Origin of the sequence: Pseudoalteromonas ulvae UL12, from assembly GCF_014925405.1 — a bacterium.
GTDB lineage: Bacteria > Pseudomonadota > Gammaproteobacteria > Enterobacterales > Alteromonadaceae > Pseudoalteromonas > Pseudoalteromonas ulvae.
This window is the reverse complement of sequence record NZ_AQHJ01000023.1, coordinates 263,429-280,109: the sequence shown is the minus strand read 5'-3', so window position 1 is coordinate 280,109 and position 16,681 is coordinate 263,429. Positions and strand designations below refer to the sequence as shown.

The window sequence follows — 16,681 nt, the reverse complement described above, 5'->3', positions numbered from 1 at the left end:
GATTGATTCTTATTTGTTACTGATGGCTGCGCTTAATTTCTTTAATAATGGCTTGTGTTAAAGGTGAGGGTGTCGCCGTTTTTGTGGTGATCAGCATCAGTGGAATTTGGTAAGAGTATTGGGCTGGGTTTATGGCTTTAAACAGCCCTTTTTCAACCCAATGCGCCGCGTAGTGTTCGGGCAAGTAACCAATAAATTTGCCCGACAAAATCAAGTGAGCAATGCCTTCATCATGGTAGGCTATGGCGCTATTTTGGTAGTTTAAACCATCGTTTCGCAGCTCTTTATCACGCATATAATTACTGGTGATCACCTCGGCATCAGCCAAATGTGCGTCGACCGATTGAGGTGGGCAATTAAATAACGGATGACCCACACCACAGTACAAATAGTTGGTTTCGTTATGAAGCGGAGTATAAGTCAGGCCGCGTAAATGATGACGGCTGACACCAATTCCCACTAACGAACGACCATTGACCACAGAGGTTTCGACTTCGCGGGCTTCGCAGACATTGATATCAAACTGAATGTTTTTGCTTTTACTTTTCAGCGCGGCAATGGCGTGTGCAACGCCCGAGCGGGGATCGCTAACCAGGGTGTCGATAATCGCAATGGTTACGCGACCCGAAAGCTCGTTTTTAGAGCTAGCCACTGTGCTGGCAAAGGCGTCGCATTGCTGTAATAGCTCCAGTGAGGCTTGGTAAGTAATGCGGCCTGATTCGGTTAATTCAAAGCCGCTGCGCCCGCGTTTGCACAGTTTTATTCCTAAACGCACTTCTAAGTCCGATAAATGCGAACTAATGGTCGAACGACCGATATTTAAGCGTGATTCAGCCGCAGAGAGCCCTCCGCATTCAACAATAGCAACAAAAATACGCAATAAGCGTAGGTCAACATCATGCACTTGCATTGGTTTGCTCTCTCTTTAGTTCGATAAAATCGGAATAAACATCGATTATTATGCATTTATAAAACAACAGCAGCAAGCTAGCATTAGGTCATTGCGCGTCACGAGTGCATTAAATGAGTGCATTCGAGACGTATAAGAACAATGAGTGAGGAGAGAAATATGACGTTTAGATATGGTATCGACCAACTAAACCTAGATATCGTCAATGGCATCGCTAATGGCACCATAACGGCTGAGCTTTGCCAAGAAGCCATCGATAATATTAATAAAAGCCGACAAAATGTCGACATTATGGCCAGTTCTGATAAAGCCGTATATGGCATCAATACTGGCTTTGGCCCATTGTGCGACACACAAATCTCACCTGCTGAAACTCACCTTTTACAAAAAAATCTCTTAATTACCCATGCAGTAGGTGTGGGCGAATCGATTGATAAATCGATTTCTAAATTGATGCTGATCACCAAAGTACAGGCGCTGAGCCAAGGGTTTTCAGGTATTCGCTTAGTGGTGGTTGAGCGCATGCTTAAGTTTATTGAGCTTGATCTTATTCCAACTGTGCCAGAGCAAGGCTCAGTCGGTGCATCGGGTGACTTAGCGCCGTTATCGCACTTATTTTTACCTTTAATTGGTGAAGGGGAGTTTTGGCAAGGTGACAGCACAGTCCCTGCCGCACAAGCGCTCAAAGAGCACAACCTCGAAGCACTAGAGTTGCATGCAAAAGAAGGACTGGCATTAATCAACGGGACGCAATTTATTTTATCGCATGCGATTACTGCACTGACAAAAATGCGCTACTTACTTGATTTAGCCGATGTGGCCGGTGCGATGAGCATCGAAGGCATGCAAGGCAGCCAATCACCTTTTAGAGCTGAGTTGCACCAATTGCGCGCTTTTGCGGGTAATATTGAAGTCGCAGGGCGTATGAGACGATTATTTAAAGATTCACAAAATATGCAAGCGCATTCAGATTGTGATCGCGTGCAAGATCCGTATTCACTACGCTGTATTCCACAAGTGCATGGTGCTTCACGTAATGCGTACAATCACTTAAAAGAACTGGCTGAAATCGAGATGAACTCGGTGACTGATAACCCCATTATCATCAGCAGCGAAGAAGCGATTTCTGGCGGTAGTTTCCATGGCCAACCACTAGCGATGGTGCTTGATTATGCCTCGATTGCGGCAGCGGAGCTTGGCAACATTGCTGATCGTCGTTGTTATTTATTGCTTGAGGGCTTGCACGGTTTGCCACGTTTATTGACATCATCAGGTGGCTTAAACTCGGGCATGATGATCCCGCAGTACACCACTGCGGCATTGGTGACTGAAAATAAATCACTGTGCTTCCCACCTTCAGCAGACAGCGTACCGACATCAATGGGGCAAGAAGATCATGTTTCTATGGGCAGTATTTCGGGTCGTAAACTTAATCAGATTTTAGGTAATTTAGAAAAAATCATTGCCATTGAACTCATGTACGCCGCGCAAGCGATTGACTTTAGACGACCAAATACCTGCTCTGATATCATCGAAGAAAACTTTGCCATTATCCGCGAAAAAGTGGCCAAGCTTGAAGAAGATCGCCTGCTCAAGCCGGATATCGATGCCATGATTGCCTTGGTAAAATCACAATCACTGACAGTGAATTAAGGAGCCCATTCGAATGACAGACCTGATGAATTTTCAAGCCCAGATCAAGCAAGGGATCCCAAACGATCTACCTGCTGCTAAGCCATATCCGGCTGATGCGAACCGCGCGCCAAAACGTAAAGACATCTTATCAGCGGATGAAAAGCAGCTTGCGCTTCGCAATGCTCTGCGTTATTTCCCTAAAGAGTGGCACAGCGAGTTAGCGGCAGAGTTTGCACAAGAGCTTAAAAACTTTGGCCGCATTTACATGTATCGCTTTAAGCCAAGTTATAGCTTAACTGCGCGTTCGATCAGTGATTATCCGGCAAAGTGTGAACAAGCGGCGGCCATCATGCTGATGATTGATAACAACCTTGATCCTGCTGTGGCACAGCACCCAGAAGAGCTAATCACCTACGGCGGCAATGGCGCGGTGTTCCAAAACTGGGCGCAGTATGTGTTAGCAATGAAATACTTAAGCGAAATGGAAGAAGATCAAACCTTGCACATGTATTCGGGTCATCCGATGGGGCTCTTTCCATCTTCAAAAGAAGCACCGCGAGTTGTTGTAACTAATGGCATGATGATCCCGAATTACTCACAGCCTGATGACTGGGAAAAATTTAATGCACTTGGCGTCACTCAGTATGGCCAAATGACTGCTGGCTCGTTTATGTACATAGGGCCACAAGGCATCGTACATGGCACCACTATCACTGTGATGAATGCGTTTCGAAAAGTGCTTGCACAAGGCGAAAGCCCTAAAGGCAAAATTTTCTTAACCGCAGGCCTTGGCGGTATGAGTGGCGCGCAACCAAAAGCGGGTAACATTGCCAACTGTATTACTGTGTGTGCTGAGGTCAACCCTAAAGCGGCGACTAAACGCCATCAACAAGGTTGGGTTGATGAGCTGATTGATAACATCGATGACTTAATTGCCCGTGTTAAATTGGCACAACACAATCAAGAAGTCGTCTCGATAGCCTTTATTGGTAACATAGTGGATGTGTGGGAAAAATTTGACCAGCAAGGTATTTATGTTCACTTAGGTTCAGATCAAACTTCGCTGCATAACCCGTGGTCGGGCGGTTATTACCCGGTTGATATTAGCTATGAAGAATCAAATCGCCTCATTCGTGAAGAGCCAGAAGTCTTTAAGCAAAAAGTACAAGCGACCCTCAAGCGCCACGCGGCAGCGGTCAATAAACACACCGCCAAAGGCACCTACTTTTTTGATTACGGTAATGCCTTTTTACTCGAAGCCTCGCGAGCGGGTGGCGATGTGATGGCCGAGAACGGTATTGATTTTAAATACCCATCGTATGTTCAAGATATTCTTGGCCCGATGTGTTTTGACTACGGATTTGGCCCGTTCCGTTGGGTGTGTGCATCTGGCAAGCCTGAAGATTTAGATAAAACAGATGCTATTGCAGCTGATGTCTTAACTAAAATAATGGCTGAGTCACCTGCTGAAATTCAGCAGCAAATGCAAGATAACATCACATGGATTAAAGACGCGAAGCAAAACAAGCTGGTGGTTGGCTCACAAGCGCGGATTTTGTACGCTGATGCAGAGGGGCGGATGGAAATCGCCAAAGCCTTTAACGATGCGATTAATCGCGGTGACATTGGCCCTGTGGTGCTTGGGCGTGATCATCACGATGTGAGTGGTACGGATTCACCGTTTCGTGAAACATCTAACATTTATGACGGCAGCCGTTTTACCGCCGATATGGCGATTCACAATGTGATTGGTGACAGCTTTCGTGGCGCGACGTGGGTATCAATTCATAACGGTGGTGGAGTTGGTTGGGGCGAAGTGATTAACGGTGGCTTTGGAATGCTGCTAGATGGTAGCGCCGATGCTGAGCGACGCTTAAAATCGATGTTACTGTTTGATGTCAATAACGGTATTGCCCGTCGAAGCTGGGCACGCAATGAAGAAGCTAATTTTGCCATTAAACGCGAAATGGCTCGTACACCTAAACTAAAAGTAACCCTTGCAAACCGAGTGGATGACGCGGTGTTTGACAATTTGTCGCTGTAAAGTTGCTTTTTAGCGACGGTAAAAACGAGGCTCAGGCCTCGTTTTTTGTTTGTTTAAGCTGCATTTAAAGTTGTTTGGCGCAAGTGTGGCGCAAGTAAGTGCAGGCAAATTTAAATCAAATTGTGCATACATCTGCTAATTTGTTATGATCTTCGCCGAATTTCATCAGCTGGAGGAAAAATGAAATTACTGTATTGGTTAGATGAATGGTTAACACTGGCCCGCGACGAGCAGCAAGCGAGACTACCTATGGTGGGGGGCGATTTACTTGGCGATGTGTACGTGAAGTATGACTTTGTTGATCTGAACCGACCGTTACTGTTTTTGTTTTCACCTGCTGGTACCGATGTTCAAGAGCATGATCTGCATGATGACTTTGCGCCATGGGGTTATCGCCTCGCTAAAAAACAGAATGTGAATGTGATAGCTTTTCAGCATCTTGGTAAAAGCAATTGGTTTAGAAATCGCAATGTGATTTTTTTCCTAGAACAAATTGCCACTATGTTGGATCCGTTTGAACAACGACTCGGTTACGGACTAAGCCGAGGGGGATTTGCCATTGGTTCTTTTGCGCGATTACTCAAATTAGATCAAGTGTTATTGTTTCACCCCGTCAGTACCAAGAACAAGCAGTTAGCCCCGTGGGATGATCGCTCTAGTACAGATATTGCGCAGCAGTTTGATTGGGAAGGAGCGTATCACGACCTTGATTTAGGTGATGCCAAAGGATACATCATTTACGATCCAACTAATCGCATTGACCGCAGTCATGCCAAGCGCTACCCGCAACTGAAGCATTTACGAGTGTTTGGTATGGGCCATGGCACCCATGCAACGTATTTGAATAAATTTGGTTTTTATAAGCAAGTTGCTGTCGATTTTATTCTTAATCAAGATATTGATATTGCTCAATTTAGGCAGCAAACTCGTACGTTGCGCTTTAAAGAAGATTATTACAAGCAGTTAAACCGAGCCAATAAAAATTCAGCCCATCGATTGGGGTTACTTAGCACTGCACATCGAATTTTAATTGATGAGAAACAGGCTCATATTCAAGAGCATCAAGCTCAAATTGATATTCAACCATTAATTGACGTGGCGCTGAAGCATCAAGAAACCCACCCGGAAGATGCCATTCAATTACTGGAAGTGGCGCAACAACTCGCGCCCGATGATCCTTTGGTGGCCCACAAACTCAAGCAACTTGAGTAAACGAGACTCGAATAAAAAAGGCTTATCACTGGATGGTGATAAGCCTTTTTTAGTATTGATACCAGTAATATGATTACTCGTTACAGTGTCTGTTTGTGGGTATCACTAGGCTCGTTACTACCGTTACTACTGTTAGAACCGCTGTGTGAATCGTCGCTTTGGGAGCTGAACAATTCACCTTGCATCGGATTGGTAAGGTCATTTGCCATATTGTCCGCTTGCTCATTTGAATCATCTTGGTGCTCATCGACCACTAACATTTGGTCGTGCGCGGTGGTTTCTTCAATGCGAGGATCCATCGTGGCCGCCAGAGGTGAGTTGGTCACATCTGAGGTGCCGACCACATAATCGCTGGTATCGGGTTGTTCAACTTTTTGGCGTGAATTGATGTAGGTTAACAGCATAAACATCAGAGCCGTTAATACTGCAATCGATCCATATAACGCCTGATGGCCAAAATAAGCCATGATTTGGGCGTTTCCTGCTGAGCCCAATGCAGCACCGGCACCAAAGAGAACCAATAATGCTGACGAGACTCCGACACGGTCTTCATCATCAACCCGAGAATTGGCGAGTGCCGAACATAGCGGATACAAAGTGAACGCGAATAAGCCAAAAATAAAGGTTAATCCAAAAGCGTAATAGGGCGACACAGGTAGGAAATAAAGCGATAAACTAGTGACGCCAATCAATATCGCGTTAGTGCGAATTAAAATACTGCGACGAATGCGATCGGATAAAAAGCCCATTGGCCACTGAGCAAGCAAGCCGGCCAAAATTGTCACTGACATAAAAATGGCGATTTGTGATGCGTCAAAACCTGATGATTTGGCAAAAGTGGGCCCTAAACCATAAAAGCTACCGTTAATGATGCCGGCAAATAAAATAGCGGTTAATGATTGCGGCGCTTTTTTAAAATAATTCCACAAGCTAACTTGGATTGGCTTGAGGGGTTTGGGGTGGATCCGCCTAGTAACGGAAATAGGAATAATCCCGAGTGCCAATGCCATACACACTAAAAATAGCGGGGCATAACCTAACTCTGGAAATTGTGACAGCGCATATTGCCCTAAAATCATGCCAAAGTAAGAAGTGATCATATAAAACGAAAAAACACGGCCTCTGGACTCTGGCGCGGCTTGTTCATTTAACCAGCTTTCGAGCACCATGTAATTACACATCATACCCAGACCCACAAATAAGCGTAAGCCAAGCCAGAGGTAAATATTGTCGCTGACACCGTGAGCGGCCACACATGCTGTCACTGCTGCTGTGCTGGCTGCAAAGGTTCGAATATGGCCAACGGATTTAATCAGGTGATAACCTAATTTAGAACCCAATAATAGGCCTAAATAATAAAACGAGGTCATTAAACCTATCCAGAAGGTTGAGGTGCCATGCTGGCCAAGGTACAGCGCCAGATAAGTGGTGAGTAAACCTGTGCCACTGATTAAAAAAAGGTTGGCAAAATAAAGAGAGGGGAATGATTTCATTTTTCTACAAATTATGAACAAAGACAACTAGATACTAGGGGAGTTAAAGTTATATTCCAAGCAACAATGAGTGTGATTTTGTAATTAGGTAACGAAATGGCCAATCAGTGTCATTTTGCAGCAATTGCTTATCATAATCGGTTTTATTTTTGGGGATCTTGGGTATACCATACTGTTTTACCAAGATGTACGAGAATAGCGCCATGTCATTACCTCCTTGCCCTAAGTGTCAATCTGAGTTTGTGTACCAAGATCAAAGCCAGTTAGTGTGCCCAATGTGCGCATATGAATGGGATCCGTCAGAGGCGGCCTCTGACGATGATGCGGTGAATGTAAAAGATGCCAATGGCACGCAGCTTGCCGAGGGCGATAAAGTCACTGTAATAAAAGATCTAAAAATCAAAGGCAGCTCGCAAGTGATTAAAATAGGCACTAAAGCAGTCATTCGTTGGATTAAAGACAGTAAAGACCATCAACTAGATTGCAAGGTCGATGGTGTGGGTGAAATGATGGTCACTGCCGCGTATGTGAAAAAAGCCTAAAAATGAGGGCGAATGGCAATCATTCGCCGGTTACTTTAAATTGATATTAATGCCTATAATATTAATTGGAGTACTCAGAAAAAATGAGACTGATGAGGCCCCTTAGTTAAATTTTACTATTAAGGAAAGGTTATTAAACTACCTGATTTGTCTAACGTGTGCACAATTATGTTGATGGCACTAATAGTGATGGCCACGCCGAGTTCTGCTGAACAACTATCACTTAAAATTTGTTATGAAGACAATAATTATCCGCCCTATATTTACAGGGAAGATAATGTTGGGAAGGGGATATTGGTCGATATCATCACTGCTGCCGCTCAAGATACACGTGTTTCGCTAGCGTTATATTCAAAACCTTGGAAGCGGTGTCAGCAAGATGTTATATCAGGTGAAGCCCACGCTTTATTTGCGATGATCGAAACGGATGAAAGAAAAAAAACATTTGCGTTCCCACCAGAAAATAAATTATCGCATTGGTACTTATGGTTAGCACAATATCCTGTATTTAGAGCTAAAGGAAAGCCGTTTGTCGCGGCCCAGTACCAACCTAAAACAGGGATTGGCGCGCCATTTGGTTATGTTGTGTTGGACATACTTAAAGATAAAAACTGGTTAAGCCCCTACCAATATGGGCCAAAAGAGGGTTTGAAAATGGTTGCTATGAATAAACTCGATGGTTATGTCGTTGAGCGTCAGATTGGAATTCACTTATTGGAGCTTATTAACCACACTAAAGATGTCGAAGTGAGCCAACATTTAATGTTGCAATCAAATTGGTATCTTCCTTTCAATAAAGGCTTTTATGAGTCGCACCCAGCGGTAGTCCAAACTATTTGGCGCAATATTGCAGTTCAAAGGAAAAAAATAGAAGCTTCAATAAGCGAGGGAGCTAAAAACTAAGAGTGAGTTTTCCTTTATCCCTGAGCTTCCCCTATTTTCGATTGACTGTTTCTAATGCAAAATCTTCCGCTTTGATTGTGTTATATCCTGAGATGCATGACTCATCCATTGCTTATTTTTAGGGGGGTGATCACGGGGGATTTGGCATTGGTGTATATTTTGAGATTTTACGGTAGGTGCAAGCCTGTTTGCGAAGGCGAATGAAGCTCGGCCGTTTTTAGTAGGTCAGGCTTTAGCCCGACAGCTCTTTCAGAATTCACCTCGTTTTCCAATTAACTATTGTGTTTAGTTTTAAGAATCGCTTTGCAAATTAGCATCGTTGTCGCGAGGGCATGGGCAGCCAAAGAGGGGTGGAGCCCTGAACTATTTTGCGGTTGTAATTCATCCATGAAGCGGGGTTCCTGTCAGCATCCATGCTTCCACTTCCTCAAGCTGCAAAGCGGTGCTTTGGTCTTTCGTCACCCCAGCGCCCCGACATCACGCTTTATCCTGCAAATAATCAATTGATGTGAACGTCAGCGGTGAAGATAGGCCATCCATGGCCAAGCTTCACCTTACATTTCATCCATGAAATGCATGACTCATCAATTGGTTATTCTTAGGGCGTGATCACGGGGAGATTGGCATCGGTGTTATTTGTGTAAACGACTTTATATAGCGACAGAGTTTGTTTGTGATTTTTACAATCAATGATTTATAAACAGAAGTTATTCAATCCATAACTAATTTTGATACCGATTTTGTATTGATTTTAAATACAAACTATTTAAAATCAATGAGATATTTATGGGTGCCAAATGTTTCTTCTCAGTAGCAACTGTATTGCTTGGTTCATAATATAGAAAAGCTGCAAAATAGGTTGCATTAAGCAAGGGAAACCCTTTTCACCCTTAAAAAGGCCTTAAAACCCACACATAAACCGCAAGAAAACCCATCTAAAACCCCGATTTAAAATCTCACCTAAAAACAGCCTAAACGATTGAATCAAAATAGGAACTCAGTTATGGTTCGTTGATTAATAAAAACAAATTAAAAACGAGTAATTCTACAGGCTCGTTAGCTGCACAAGGAGTTACGCTTGGTTCTTCGATTAACATTTTTGTTATTTTTCTTGGTTGCAAATCCAATCGTAGCGCAAGCTCAGGAACCAAAAGTCATAGCTATTGATGGCATTCAAATAGAATATATCGATATTGGCGCTGGAAACAAAACGTTGGTGATTGAGTCAGGTATCGGAATGGGTTTAGCTTACTGGCAACCGCTATTAGCTGACCTTTCTAAGTTAAATGTCAGAGCAGTGATATATTCTCGTGCTGGGAATGGTAAATCTCAAGTTGCAAAAGATGTTAGTTTAGCGGCTTCAAATCAACGACTTGAAAAACTGCTTACAGCGATTAACGCCAAAGAAAATTTGATTCTAATTGGTCACTCCTTTGGTGGCTTGCATGTAAGAGCTTTTGCAGCCACTTATCCCGAGCAGGTAAGAGGGTTAATCTTGCTCGATCCAAGCCACGAGCTATTTGATAGTGAATTAAATAAAATCGACGCAGCTTGGTCGAAACGCGATACAACTAAATTAAACTGCATGAATAATAACCAGCCTGAGTGGAACCTTCTGCAAGGGATTTATCTTCAGAAAATGATTGCTGACGACGATATTGCCAACAGAATTCCTGCGGTAATAGTTACCTCATCAAAATTAAATGAAAGTGATTGGTGGATAGGGCATAGTGCTGAAGGTAAAAAGATCTGGAGGGATTTGCACCAGTCACTGATCCGTAATAATGCAAATTCTATCCATATGGTTACTAATCAAACTGGTCATAACGTACCACATGACAACAAGCTTCTCCTTTTAAGCTCTATCAGTGCATTATTAGGTTTAGATAATGGCGTATAACAAATTGCTTAATTTCGTTCTGGCCACAAAAAGCGAGGCCTCCACGGGATTGCCTACGCTGCGCTGCGAAAACCCATTAGTAGGCAGGAAAATACATGACAGGAAAATATATGACACCCATAAATATCTCCTCTTTCAGAGTTAGGGAAAACCAAGACTAAGTTAAGTGATTTAATATCACTGTGTCCTACATGTCATCGCTTAACTCACATACGACAGCCAGCCCTTTCTATTACTGAACTTAAAAGGGTGCTTAAAAATGCCTAACAAACTGTTAAAAAAGACAAAATACAGTTGGCTTTTGCTCCTTCGTCGCTTATTTTTAGCCACGCTTAGCGCGGCGTTAAATTTTTCAAGGAAGAATTTGTGAATTTCCGAGTTATTAAAAATGTTGTATTAATTGGAATTGTGCTAGCCACGGCGGCTGCATTTTTTAAGGCACAGCAATAAGAAATACATGACACCCATAAATATCTCATTGAAAAATCACAATAGTGGGTCTAATTTTAATTAAACACTTCATGTTTTGGTGGCTCACATGGCACAAGCAAGACGGTCGTTAATTGATTTAGATTCCACACCTTATTATCACTGCATCAGTCGATGTGTTCGTCGCGCTTTTTTAGCTGGTTTTGACAAATACTCTGGTCAAAACTTTGAACACCGACGTGCGTGGTTAGTCGAGCGATTTAAGCTGTTATCACAAGTGTTTGCGATTGATATTGCCGCATACGCAGTGATGTCAAATCATTACCATTTGGTGCTGAGAGTGGATAGAAGTCGGGCATTAAATTGGTCAAAAGACGAGGTGATTGAACGCTGGTATCAACTGTATCACGGCACAATTTTGGTTGACCGCTACCGCAAGGGTGAGCAGCTAGATAAAGCCTATATGTACAGCGTTGATAAAACGATAGAAGTGTGGCGAAATCGACTTTACGACATCAGTTGGTACATGCGCAACTTGAATGAATTTATAGCCAGAGAAGCGAATAAAGAAGACCGCTGCACTGGCCGATTCTGGGAAGGACGTTTCAAATCTCAAGCGCTATTAGACGAGCAAGCTGTACTCAGTTGCATGATGTACGTCGATTTGAATCCCATCAGAGCCAAAATGGCGAAAAACCTGCAAGACAGCGACTTTACGTCAATTCAAGAGCGCATTCAGCATTACAAAAAGCAGTCCACGTTAGAAAAAACCGAACAAGTTACTCTGCAACCAAAGCAGCTTATGGCGTTTGGCAGTAACGCAAACAATCAAACCATTCCATTTAAGTTACTGGATTACCTGGAACTCGCTGATTGGAGTGGCCGACATTTTGACCCCAAAAAGCGCGGCGCTATCAGCAAAACCCAACCCAAGATATTAGTGGAATTGGGGATTGAAACTGCGGTCTGGCTTGAATCTGTACAAAATTTCAGGCGTCAATACAGCAATTTCGCAGGCCAACCGAGTGCACTCAGACAATGTGCTCATCAGCATCAGCAAAGCTGGTATCGCGGAGTCGGTTAACTATCTATTTAGCCTTTTAGGCGAGTAAACGAGGCACAGCCTAGTTTTATCATGCCTAAAAATCCGATATTTCATGTCAATTTATGATCATCAGCGGTTTTGATTGTGAAAAGCTGTAATATAAATCCCTATCAAGCAGCATTCGTTCAACCCACCACACCCTTTGACATCGATTTTGTATTGATTTTTAACACAAACTATTTAAAATCAAAGAGATATTTATGAGTGTCAGATATTTCAGTGCTCAATGGAGCTATGTGTTTTGGATTTAGAATTTTGGAAGTTAGCTGGCAAAGGGATGATTGAGTTAGTAAAGGTGTGCGGGCCATATATTGTGGCTATTTTAGGTGCTGTCTTTGGCTACTTGGGTAGCAAAAATGCCAAGGAAATATCAATTAAAGTAGCTGAATTACAAGCTGAAAAGGATGTAAACCTTCAACGAGAGGCTCATCGCTTTGAAGATGGTAAGCGTGTCGCTGAAATAAAAAAAGATATTGTAGACCGAGTAATTAAAGAATTAGAACCTATTTATAGCAATACATTGTCTCTTGTTAAAGCCTACTATGCCATGTGCAGTTCCGGCGAACCTTTTAAAAAAGAGCTTTTCGACAAAATGATAAGGGACAAGTTTTTCGTAGATATTGAACCCCAAATTCAAGCTGATTCAGCCTTGGCAAGAGTATCAGCATATGTAAGTATTTTGGCTGATGCAGATATGACAATGGAGCTTTTCAAATTACAAACTTGCATTGCAGATTGTGCAGGTGTCGTTGAGTGGAATGGTGAAAATTGGGGTGATGAACATTCTGAAAAAGTTAAAAAGCTCATGAATGAAATCCAGATTTCTTACATGGCTTTATTTATCAAACTGGGAAAATCAATTCAATAAAGTGTTAACAAGGCCGTTAAACCAAGGACACAAAACAGCAGGCTTGTGCTCCTTCGTCGCCAATTTTAGCCTGCTATTTTGCGCCGTTTACGGCAAGCGTTATGTTTTATCTAAGAGGAAGAGTTTTGACTATAGGAAAAAAGTCGCTTTTAACATTACTCATTATTTTTACGGGGTTTTTGATTACATTCGTACAAAATTTTGTATGGTCAGATGCCGGAAAGTCTAAGCAAGATAAAGCATACGAGTACGACTTCCAATTAAATTACTGGAATGAAGAGGTTCATAAAAAATTTAATAATCTTCGTTCTAGTGAAGTTGTTAATCGATTACTTTCTTATGAGGGTGAAAGGATCGTCGACTCAAGCTTTTTTCACGACATCCATGAATACCACTTTTTAATCAAAGAGCTTATGAGGGTGCTTAAATTTAAAAGCAAGGTTTCAATTAACTTATTAGGTGACATGGTTCAGCTAAGTGAAAAGGGTCTACAGCACGTACCAGAGATGTCAAAAGTTTCTAGCGATGTTCAGGAATTTGACACATTACTGCAAGAGTTTGATGAGCGAGAAAAGAGACTTGAAACATTTTTACCTGAACTGGTTTCGTCATTTAAATATGAAGAAAATATGAGTTCCGATAAAAAAGTTGAGTTAACGGTAAAGCAAATGGAACTTTTCTTGGAACTTTATACAGATGAAGCGTTATTTGTAACGCAAAAAAATGACCCATTTTTATTAGTTAGAGATCTAGGTAATATCTCATATATAACTTTAGGTAATTATAAAAAAGTTTTGGAAGGGTATAACAAACAGGTCTCTATAGAAGACTCTTATAAAAAGAGCATCTTGATTTTATTAGCTCTTCTAAGTGTTTATTTTTCAGCATTAATCGTATTAAAAACAGAAGATGAACCAGCTAGCTATGAAGTTTCAGTAAATGATAAAACTTACAATGTGAGCATCAAAACATAACAATAAATTAAACAAGGACTTAAAACAGTTTGCTTTTTTCGTCCCTCAAACATCTTAGCAAACAATTTTAAGCCTGTTAATTAGGCGTTAGAATTTTCGAGAGGTTAGGTTGCAAAATAAACTATTGGTAGCAGAAATAATATTAGCGTTCATTGCTGTTATGCTTTGCATTTTGTGGTTTAACAACCCTGAAGGTAACTTTGAACCGATCCTTGTATTGATTGGTTTTATCTTGACGTTTGTTGATATAAAAAGAAGAGAATTAAGCAGTCAAAAACTAACTGCTGAAGCTGATGAAAAACCAATAGTTCACGCTCCCGTCGAAGCTGTAATAAAAGAAAAATCAGAGCCAATTGAAAACCAATTCCCCACTAAAAATGAAGTTGTTGAAAGTAGTCAAGAGGATAGCTTTAACTTGTTATTTGAAGATATCGTTTCAGCTTTAAATAATAAAGAATACACGAAACTACAAATAGACCAGTTTGCTAAACGTAACATTGGTAGAAAAATTAATTTAAATGTGAAGGTCGAGTGTGTTGAACCAATATTCAAAAGGGATGATAGCGAATTAATTTTAACCTTTACCCATGAAAAAGCGTCTGGAACTTCATCTATACCTAAATTCTTCACTGCCACTTTTGAAAGAAAACATGAAAAGGATTTAGCTGCTTTATCTTCCGGTTATAACGCAACAATCTCAGGGGAGCTTGGCTTTAGTAATTTATTTGGAGATTATAAGGTTTCGATTAAAAATGCTGAGCTTATAAGTTTCAAAAAATTCTAACACATATGAGCCGATCTCTCTTCAATCGGCATTACCTATCTTTTTGACCGCATAAGCGGTCAAATCCAAATCAATAATTTATTGAAAGTTCGAGGGAATATGACTGGATTGAGGAGGTAGAGTGGCATCAAGTGCAACAATCTCCATGTTGGATCTAGTGTGACAGTCAGATTTGATTAAATCCTATTAATCAAATCTGACAAGTAAAGCTAAGGCTTATTTACTCACACTTATTCTCTCTGATTTATTCCACTTATTCAGCCGCCCAAAATAGTGAGATTATTTTGGGCGACTGACGGTAAATATTTCATTCAAATCGGCATATTCAGCGGCTCCTAGACGTGCAAGGGGGTCAAGAGCTAGGGCATCGATTTTGCTGCGACCTTTTTCATCTTGCTCGATAATGCCATCGTCAATATAGGCTTTGGTTACTTCAACAAACATCAGTTTCATTGGTAGTTCACCCATCTCGACCACTTTGTGTAATTTGCACGCATACGCGACTTTACATTGTTTTATTCGGCCAAGGCTAAAATCATCAAAGTCCAACACATCGAGGTCAAGCAAGTCTAATTCTGATTGATCGTTGGGTAAGGTCGCCGCCGATTGGGTGACGTCATCAGCGAGGTCGCAACTGGCAATGTGAATGACCAGCTCTTTTGTTGCTTCGACATTGGTTGCTGAATCTTTGTATTCCCCGCATGGCTTTTGCCCAACCGCATACATTAAAATCGGCGGGTTTGAACTGACTGCAGTGAAATAGGAAAACGGTGCCAGGTTCAGCACTCCCTGTGGATTTTTTGATAACACCCACGCAATGGGTCTTGGGATAATCGTTTGGGTGAGGGTATGGTAAATGTTATTGGCTGAAAGAGCCGAAAAATCAATAATCATAGCAATGGGAGTAAGTATATGTTCAGTGAAATATGGGCTAACGCTCGCATGTTATGCCAGTGAAGTAAAGTGCCTCAAGATAGTCGACCACGTGAGCTTCTACATTTACCAACAGTTTCAAACATTTTCGCGCCAGAAACTTACAATACTTCGTTCTAACATGATTGCCATACCGTCAATGAAAGGAAAAATCATGTTTAAAAAAGTAACGGCTGTACTGTGTTTATTTGTAGCTGCAACGACTCAAGCGAATGAGCTGAGCGATCAAAATTTAGTGACGCGCTCACTGACTCTTAAAGACAGTGAAGTGAAGCTGTCGGGTAATCTTAGCTACGCCAAAAACGACCGAGACAATGAAGTTATGATTGGCTTGGATGCCGGATACGGGATCACCGATAACTGGAGCATTAATATTGGCCACACTCGCTATCGTTTTTTATCGCGAGGCAACAACGGCTTGGGATTAGAACTCACCTTAGGTGGTGGAATGAAAGGGGTGTATGAGACCACTGATAATCAAGATGTGCTCGGTTATGGTGCTGATTTACTGGGCAAATATGTTTTTACAGATGAAACAGCCGTGTTATTTGGCACGCAATATGTGTTTTGGAATCAACCTAGTCACACAGCCAATGCGGATGAGTGGCGCTTTTCTGCTGGGGTTCAGCAGCAATTATTTGAACATGTAGTGCTGAGCGCGGGTTATACCTACCGCGATTTGAATGATATGAGCCAAGCGGATGCGCACGAAGCCAGTTTGAGCCTCAATTACGCTATGACTAAGCAACTTGATTTAGCCGTCTTTGCGACTTATTCAAATTTTGATCCGGTTAAAAATGGTTTTACAGCCGATAGCTCAAATAAACAAGGGATAGGCGCGCACGTGAGTTACCGTTTTTAAGGGATCACACGCAGGATCATTTCTAAAGGACTGTTTGCTGAGGACTCAATTGGAACCCAAGCCGCGATGCTGGTGGGTTCAACGATT

General features: G+C 41.9%; 16 protein-coding genes. 12 read left to right on the top strand and 4 right to left on the bottom strand.

Annotated elements, in window-relative coordinates:
• Positions 1–16: 16 nt before the first annotated feature.
• Entirely contained in the window at positions 17–910 is an 894-nt protein-coding gene (locus PULV_RS04755) for a LysR family transcriptional regulator (protein ID WP_193331059.1), read from the bottom strand.
• A gap of 159 nt (positions 911–1,069) precedes the next feature.
• Here PULV_RS04755 and hutH point away from each other — a divergent pair, with 159 nt between their 5' ends.
• The 3 genes from hutH (at position 1,070) to PULV_RS04740 (ending at position 5,801) form a co-directional block, all read left to right on the top strand.
• Positions 1,070–2,563, top strand: a complete 1,494-nt coding sequence (hutH, locus tag PULV_RS04750; RefSeq protein ID WP_193331058.1) for a histidine ammonia-lyase — start codon at positions 1,070–1,072, stop codon at positions 2,561–2,563.
• A 13-nt stretch (positions 2,564–2,576) separates the two neighbouring features.
• Positions 2,577–4,589 carry a urocanate hydratase gene (locus PULV_RS04745; RefSeq protein WP_086742706.1) on the top strand — a complete coding sequence of 671 codons (2,013 nt, stop codon included), beginning with the start codon at positions 2,577–2,579 and terminating at the stop codon, positions 4,587–4,589.
• Between the two features lie 180 nt (positions 4,590–4,769).
• Complete coding sequence (locus tag PULV_RS04740; RefSeq protein WP_086742707.1) at positions 4,770–5,801, top strand: cytosolic protein; 1,032 nt, start codon at positions 4,770–4,772, stop codon at positions 5,799–5,801.
• A gap of 80 nt (positions 5,802–5,881) precedes the next feature.
• On the opposite strand, the gene PULV_RS04735 is transcribed toward PULV_RS04740, so the two are convergent.
• Positions 5,882–7,294: an MFS transporter gene (locus PULV_RS04735; protein ID WP_086742708.1), complete on the bottom strand. Its 1,413-nt coding sequence runs from the start codon at positions 7,292–7,294 to the stop codon at positions 5,882–5,884.
• A gap of 49 nt (positions 7,295–7,343) precedes the next feature.
• Positions 7,344–7,499, bottom strand: a complete 156-nt coding sequence (locus PULV_RS04730; protein WP_193331057.1) for a hypothetical protein — start codon at positions 7,497–7,499, stop codon at positions 7,344–7,346.
• Here PULV_RS04730 and PULV_RS04725 point away from each other — a divergent pair.
• The 8 genes from PULV_RS04725 (at position 7,498) to PULV_RS04695 (ending at position 14,799) form a co-directional block, all read left to right on the top strand.
• Positions 7,498–7,836 (top strand): zinc ribbon domain-containing protein YjdM, encoded by a 339-nt coding sequence (locus PULV_RS04725; RefSeq protein WP_086743197.1) that lies wholly within the window; start codon positions 7,498–7,500, stop codon positions 7,834–7,836. The two genes, PULV_RS04730 and PULV_RS04725, sit on opposite strands and share 2 nt — an antisense overlap.
• 168 nt (positions 7,837–8,004) lie before the next feature.
• Complete coding sequence (locus PULV_RS04720) at positions 8,005–8,739, top strand: substrate-binding periplasmic protein (RefSeq protein ID WP_193331056.1); 735 nt, start codon at positions 8,005–8,007, stop codon at positions 8,737–8,739.
• A gap of 1,078 nt (positions 8,740–9,817) precedes the next feature.
• Positions 9,818–10,639: an alpha/beta hydrolase gene (locus tag PULV_RS04715; RefSeq protein ID WP_193331055.1), complete on the top strand. Its 822-nt coding sequence runs from the start codon at positions 9,818–9,820 to the stop codon at positions 10,637–10,639.
• A gap of 123 nt (positions 10,640–10,762) precedes the next feature.
• Positions 10,763–10,906 (top strand): hypothetical protein, encoded by a 144-nt coding sequence (locus PULV_RS22140; RefSeq protein ID WP_405127485.1) that lies wholly within the window; start codon positions 10,763–10,765, stop codon positions 10,904–10,906.
• Positions 10,907–11,177: 271 nt separating this feature from the next.
• A complete protein-coding gene (locus tag PULV_RS04710; protein ID WP_193331054.1) occupies positions 11,178–12,152 on the top strand; it encodes a transposase in 975 nt (324 codons plus the stop codon).
• A 262-nt stretch (positions 12,153–12,414) separates the two neighbouring features.
• Complete coding sequence (locus PULV_RS04705) at positions 12,415–13,041, top strand: hypothetical protein (protein WP_193331053.1); 627 nt, start codon at positions 12,415–12,417, stop codon at positions 13,039–13,041.
• Between the two features lie 125 nt (positions 13,042–13,166).
• The gene (locus tag PULV_RS04700; RefSeq protein ID WP_193331052.1) at positions 13,167–14,015 is read left to right on the top strand and encodes a hypothetical protein; all 849 of its coding nucleotides are present in this window, start codon (positions 13,167–13,169) and stop codon (positions 14,013–14,015) included.
• Between the two features lie 109 nt (positions 14,016–14,124).
• Positions 14,125–14,799 carry a hypothetical protein gene (locus tag PULV_RS04695; protein ID WP_227009353.1) on the top strand — a complete coding sequence of 225 codons (675 nt, stop codon included), beginning with the start codon at positions 14,125–14,127 and terminating at the stop codon, positions 14,797–14,799.
• A 279-nt stretch (positions 14,800–15,078) separates the two neighbouring features.
• On the opposite strand, the gene PULV_RS04690 is transcribed toward PULV_RS04695, so the two are convergent.
• Positions 15,079–15,693, bottom strand: a complete 615-nt coding sequence (locus PULV_RS04690; RefSeq protein WP_193331051.1) for a flavin reductase family protein — start codon at positions 15,691–15,693, stop codon at positions 15,079–15,081.
• A 193-nt stretch (positions 15,694–15,886) separates the two neighbouring features.
• Here PULV_RS04690 and PULV_RS04685 point away from each other — a divergent pair, with 193 nt between their 5' ends.
• Positions 15,887–16,594, top strand: a complete 708-nt coding sequence (locus tag PULV_RS04685; protein ID WP_176365120.1) for an outer membrane beta-barrel protein — start codon at positions 15,887–15,889, stop codon at positions 16,592–16,594.
• The last annotated feature ends 87 nt before the right edge of the window (positions 16,595–16,681 follow it).

What these genes read in the sequence shown, in the direction of transcription:
- PULV_RS04755 (WP_193331059.1), bottom strand. Translation starts at nt 910, where the DNA reads ATGCAAGTGCATGATGTTGACCTACGCTTATTGCGTATTTTTGTTGCT.
- hutH (WP_193331058.1), top strand. Translation starts at nt 1,070, where the DNA reads ATGACGTTTAGATATGGTATCGACCAACTAAACCTAGATATCGTCAAT.
- PULV_RS04745 (WP_086742706.1), top strand. Translation starts at nt 2,577, where the DNA reads ATGACAGACCTGATGAATTTTCAAGCCCAGATCAAGCAAGGGATCCCA.
- PULV_RS04740 (WP_086742707.1), top strand. Translation starts at nt 4,770, where the DNA reads ATGAAATTACTGTATTGGTTAGATGAATGGTTAACACTGGCCCGCGAC.
- PULV_RS04735 (WP_086742708.1), bottom strand. Translation starts at nt 7,294, where the DNA reads ATGAAATCATTCCCCTCTCTTTATTTTGCCAACCTTTTTTTAATCAGT.
- PULV_RS04725 (WP_086743197.1), top strand. Translation starts at nt 7,498, where the DNA reads ATGTCATTACCTCCTTGCCCTAAGTGTCAATCTGAGTTTGTGTACCAA.
- PULV_RS04730 (WP_193331057.1), bottom strand. Translation starts at nt 7,499, where the DNA reads ATGGCGCTATTCTCGTACATCTTGGTAAAACAGTATGGTATACCCAAG.
- PULV_RS04720 (WP_193331056.1), top strand. Translation starts at nt 8,005, where the DNA reads ATGTTGATGGCACTAATAGTGATGGCCACGCCGAGTTCTGCTGAACAA.
- PULV_RS04710 (WP_193331054.1), top strand. Translation starts at nt 11,178, where the DNA reads ATGGCACAAGCAAGACGGTCGTTAATTGATTTAGATTCCACACCTTAT.
- PULV_RS04690 (WP_193331051.1), bottom strand. Translation starts at nt 15,693, where the DNA reads ATGATTATTGATTTTTCGGCTCTTTCAGCCAATAACATTTACCATACC.
- PULV_RS04685 (WP_176365120.1), top strand. Translation starts at nt 15,887, where the DNA reads ATGTTTAAAAAAGTAACGGCTGTACTGTGTTTATTTGTAGCTGCAACG.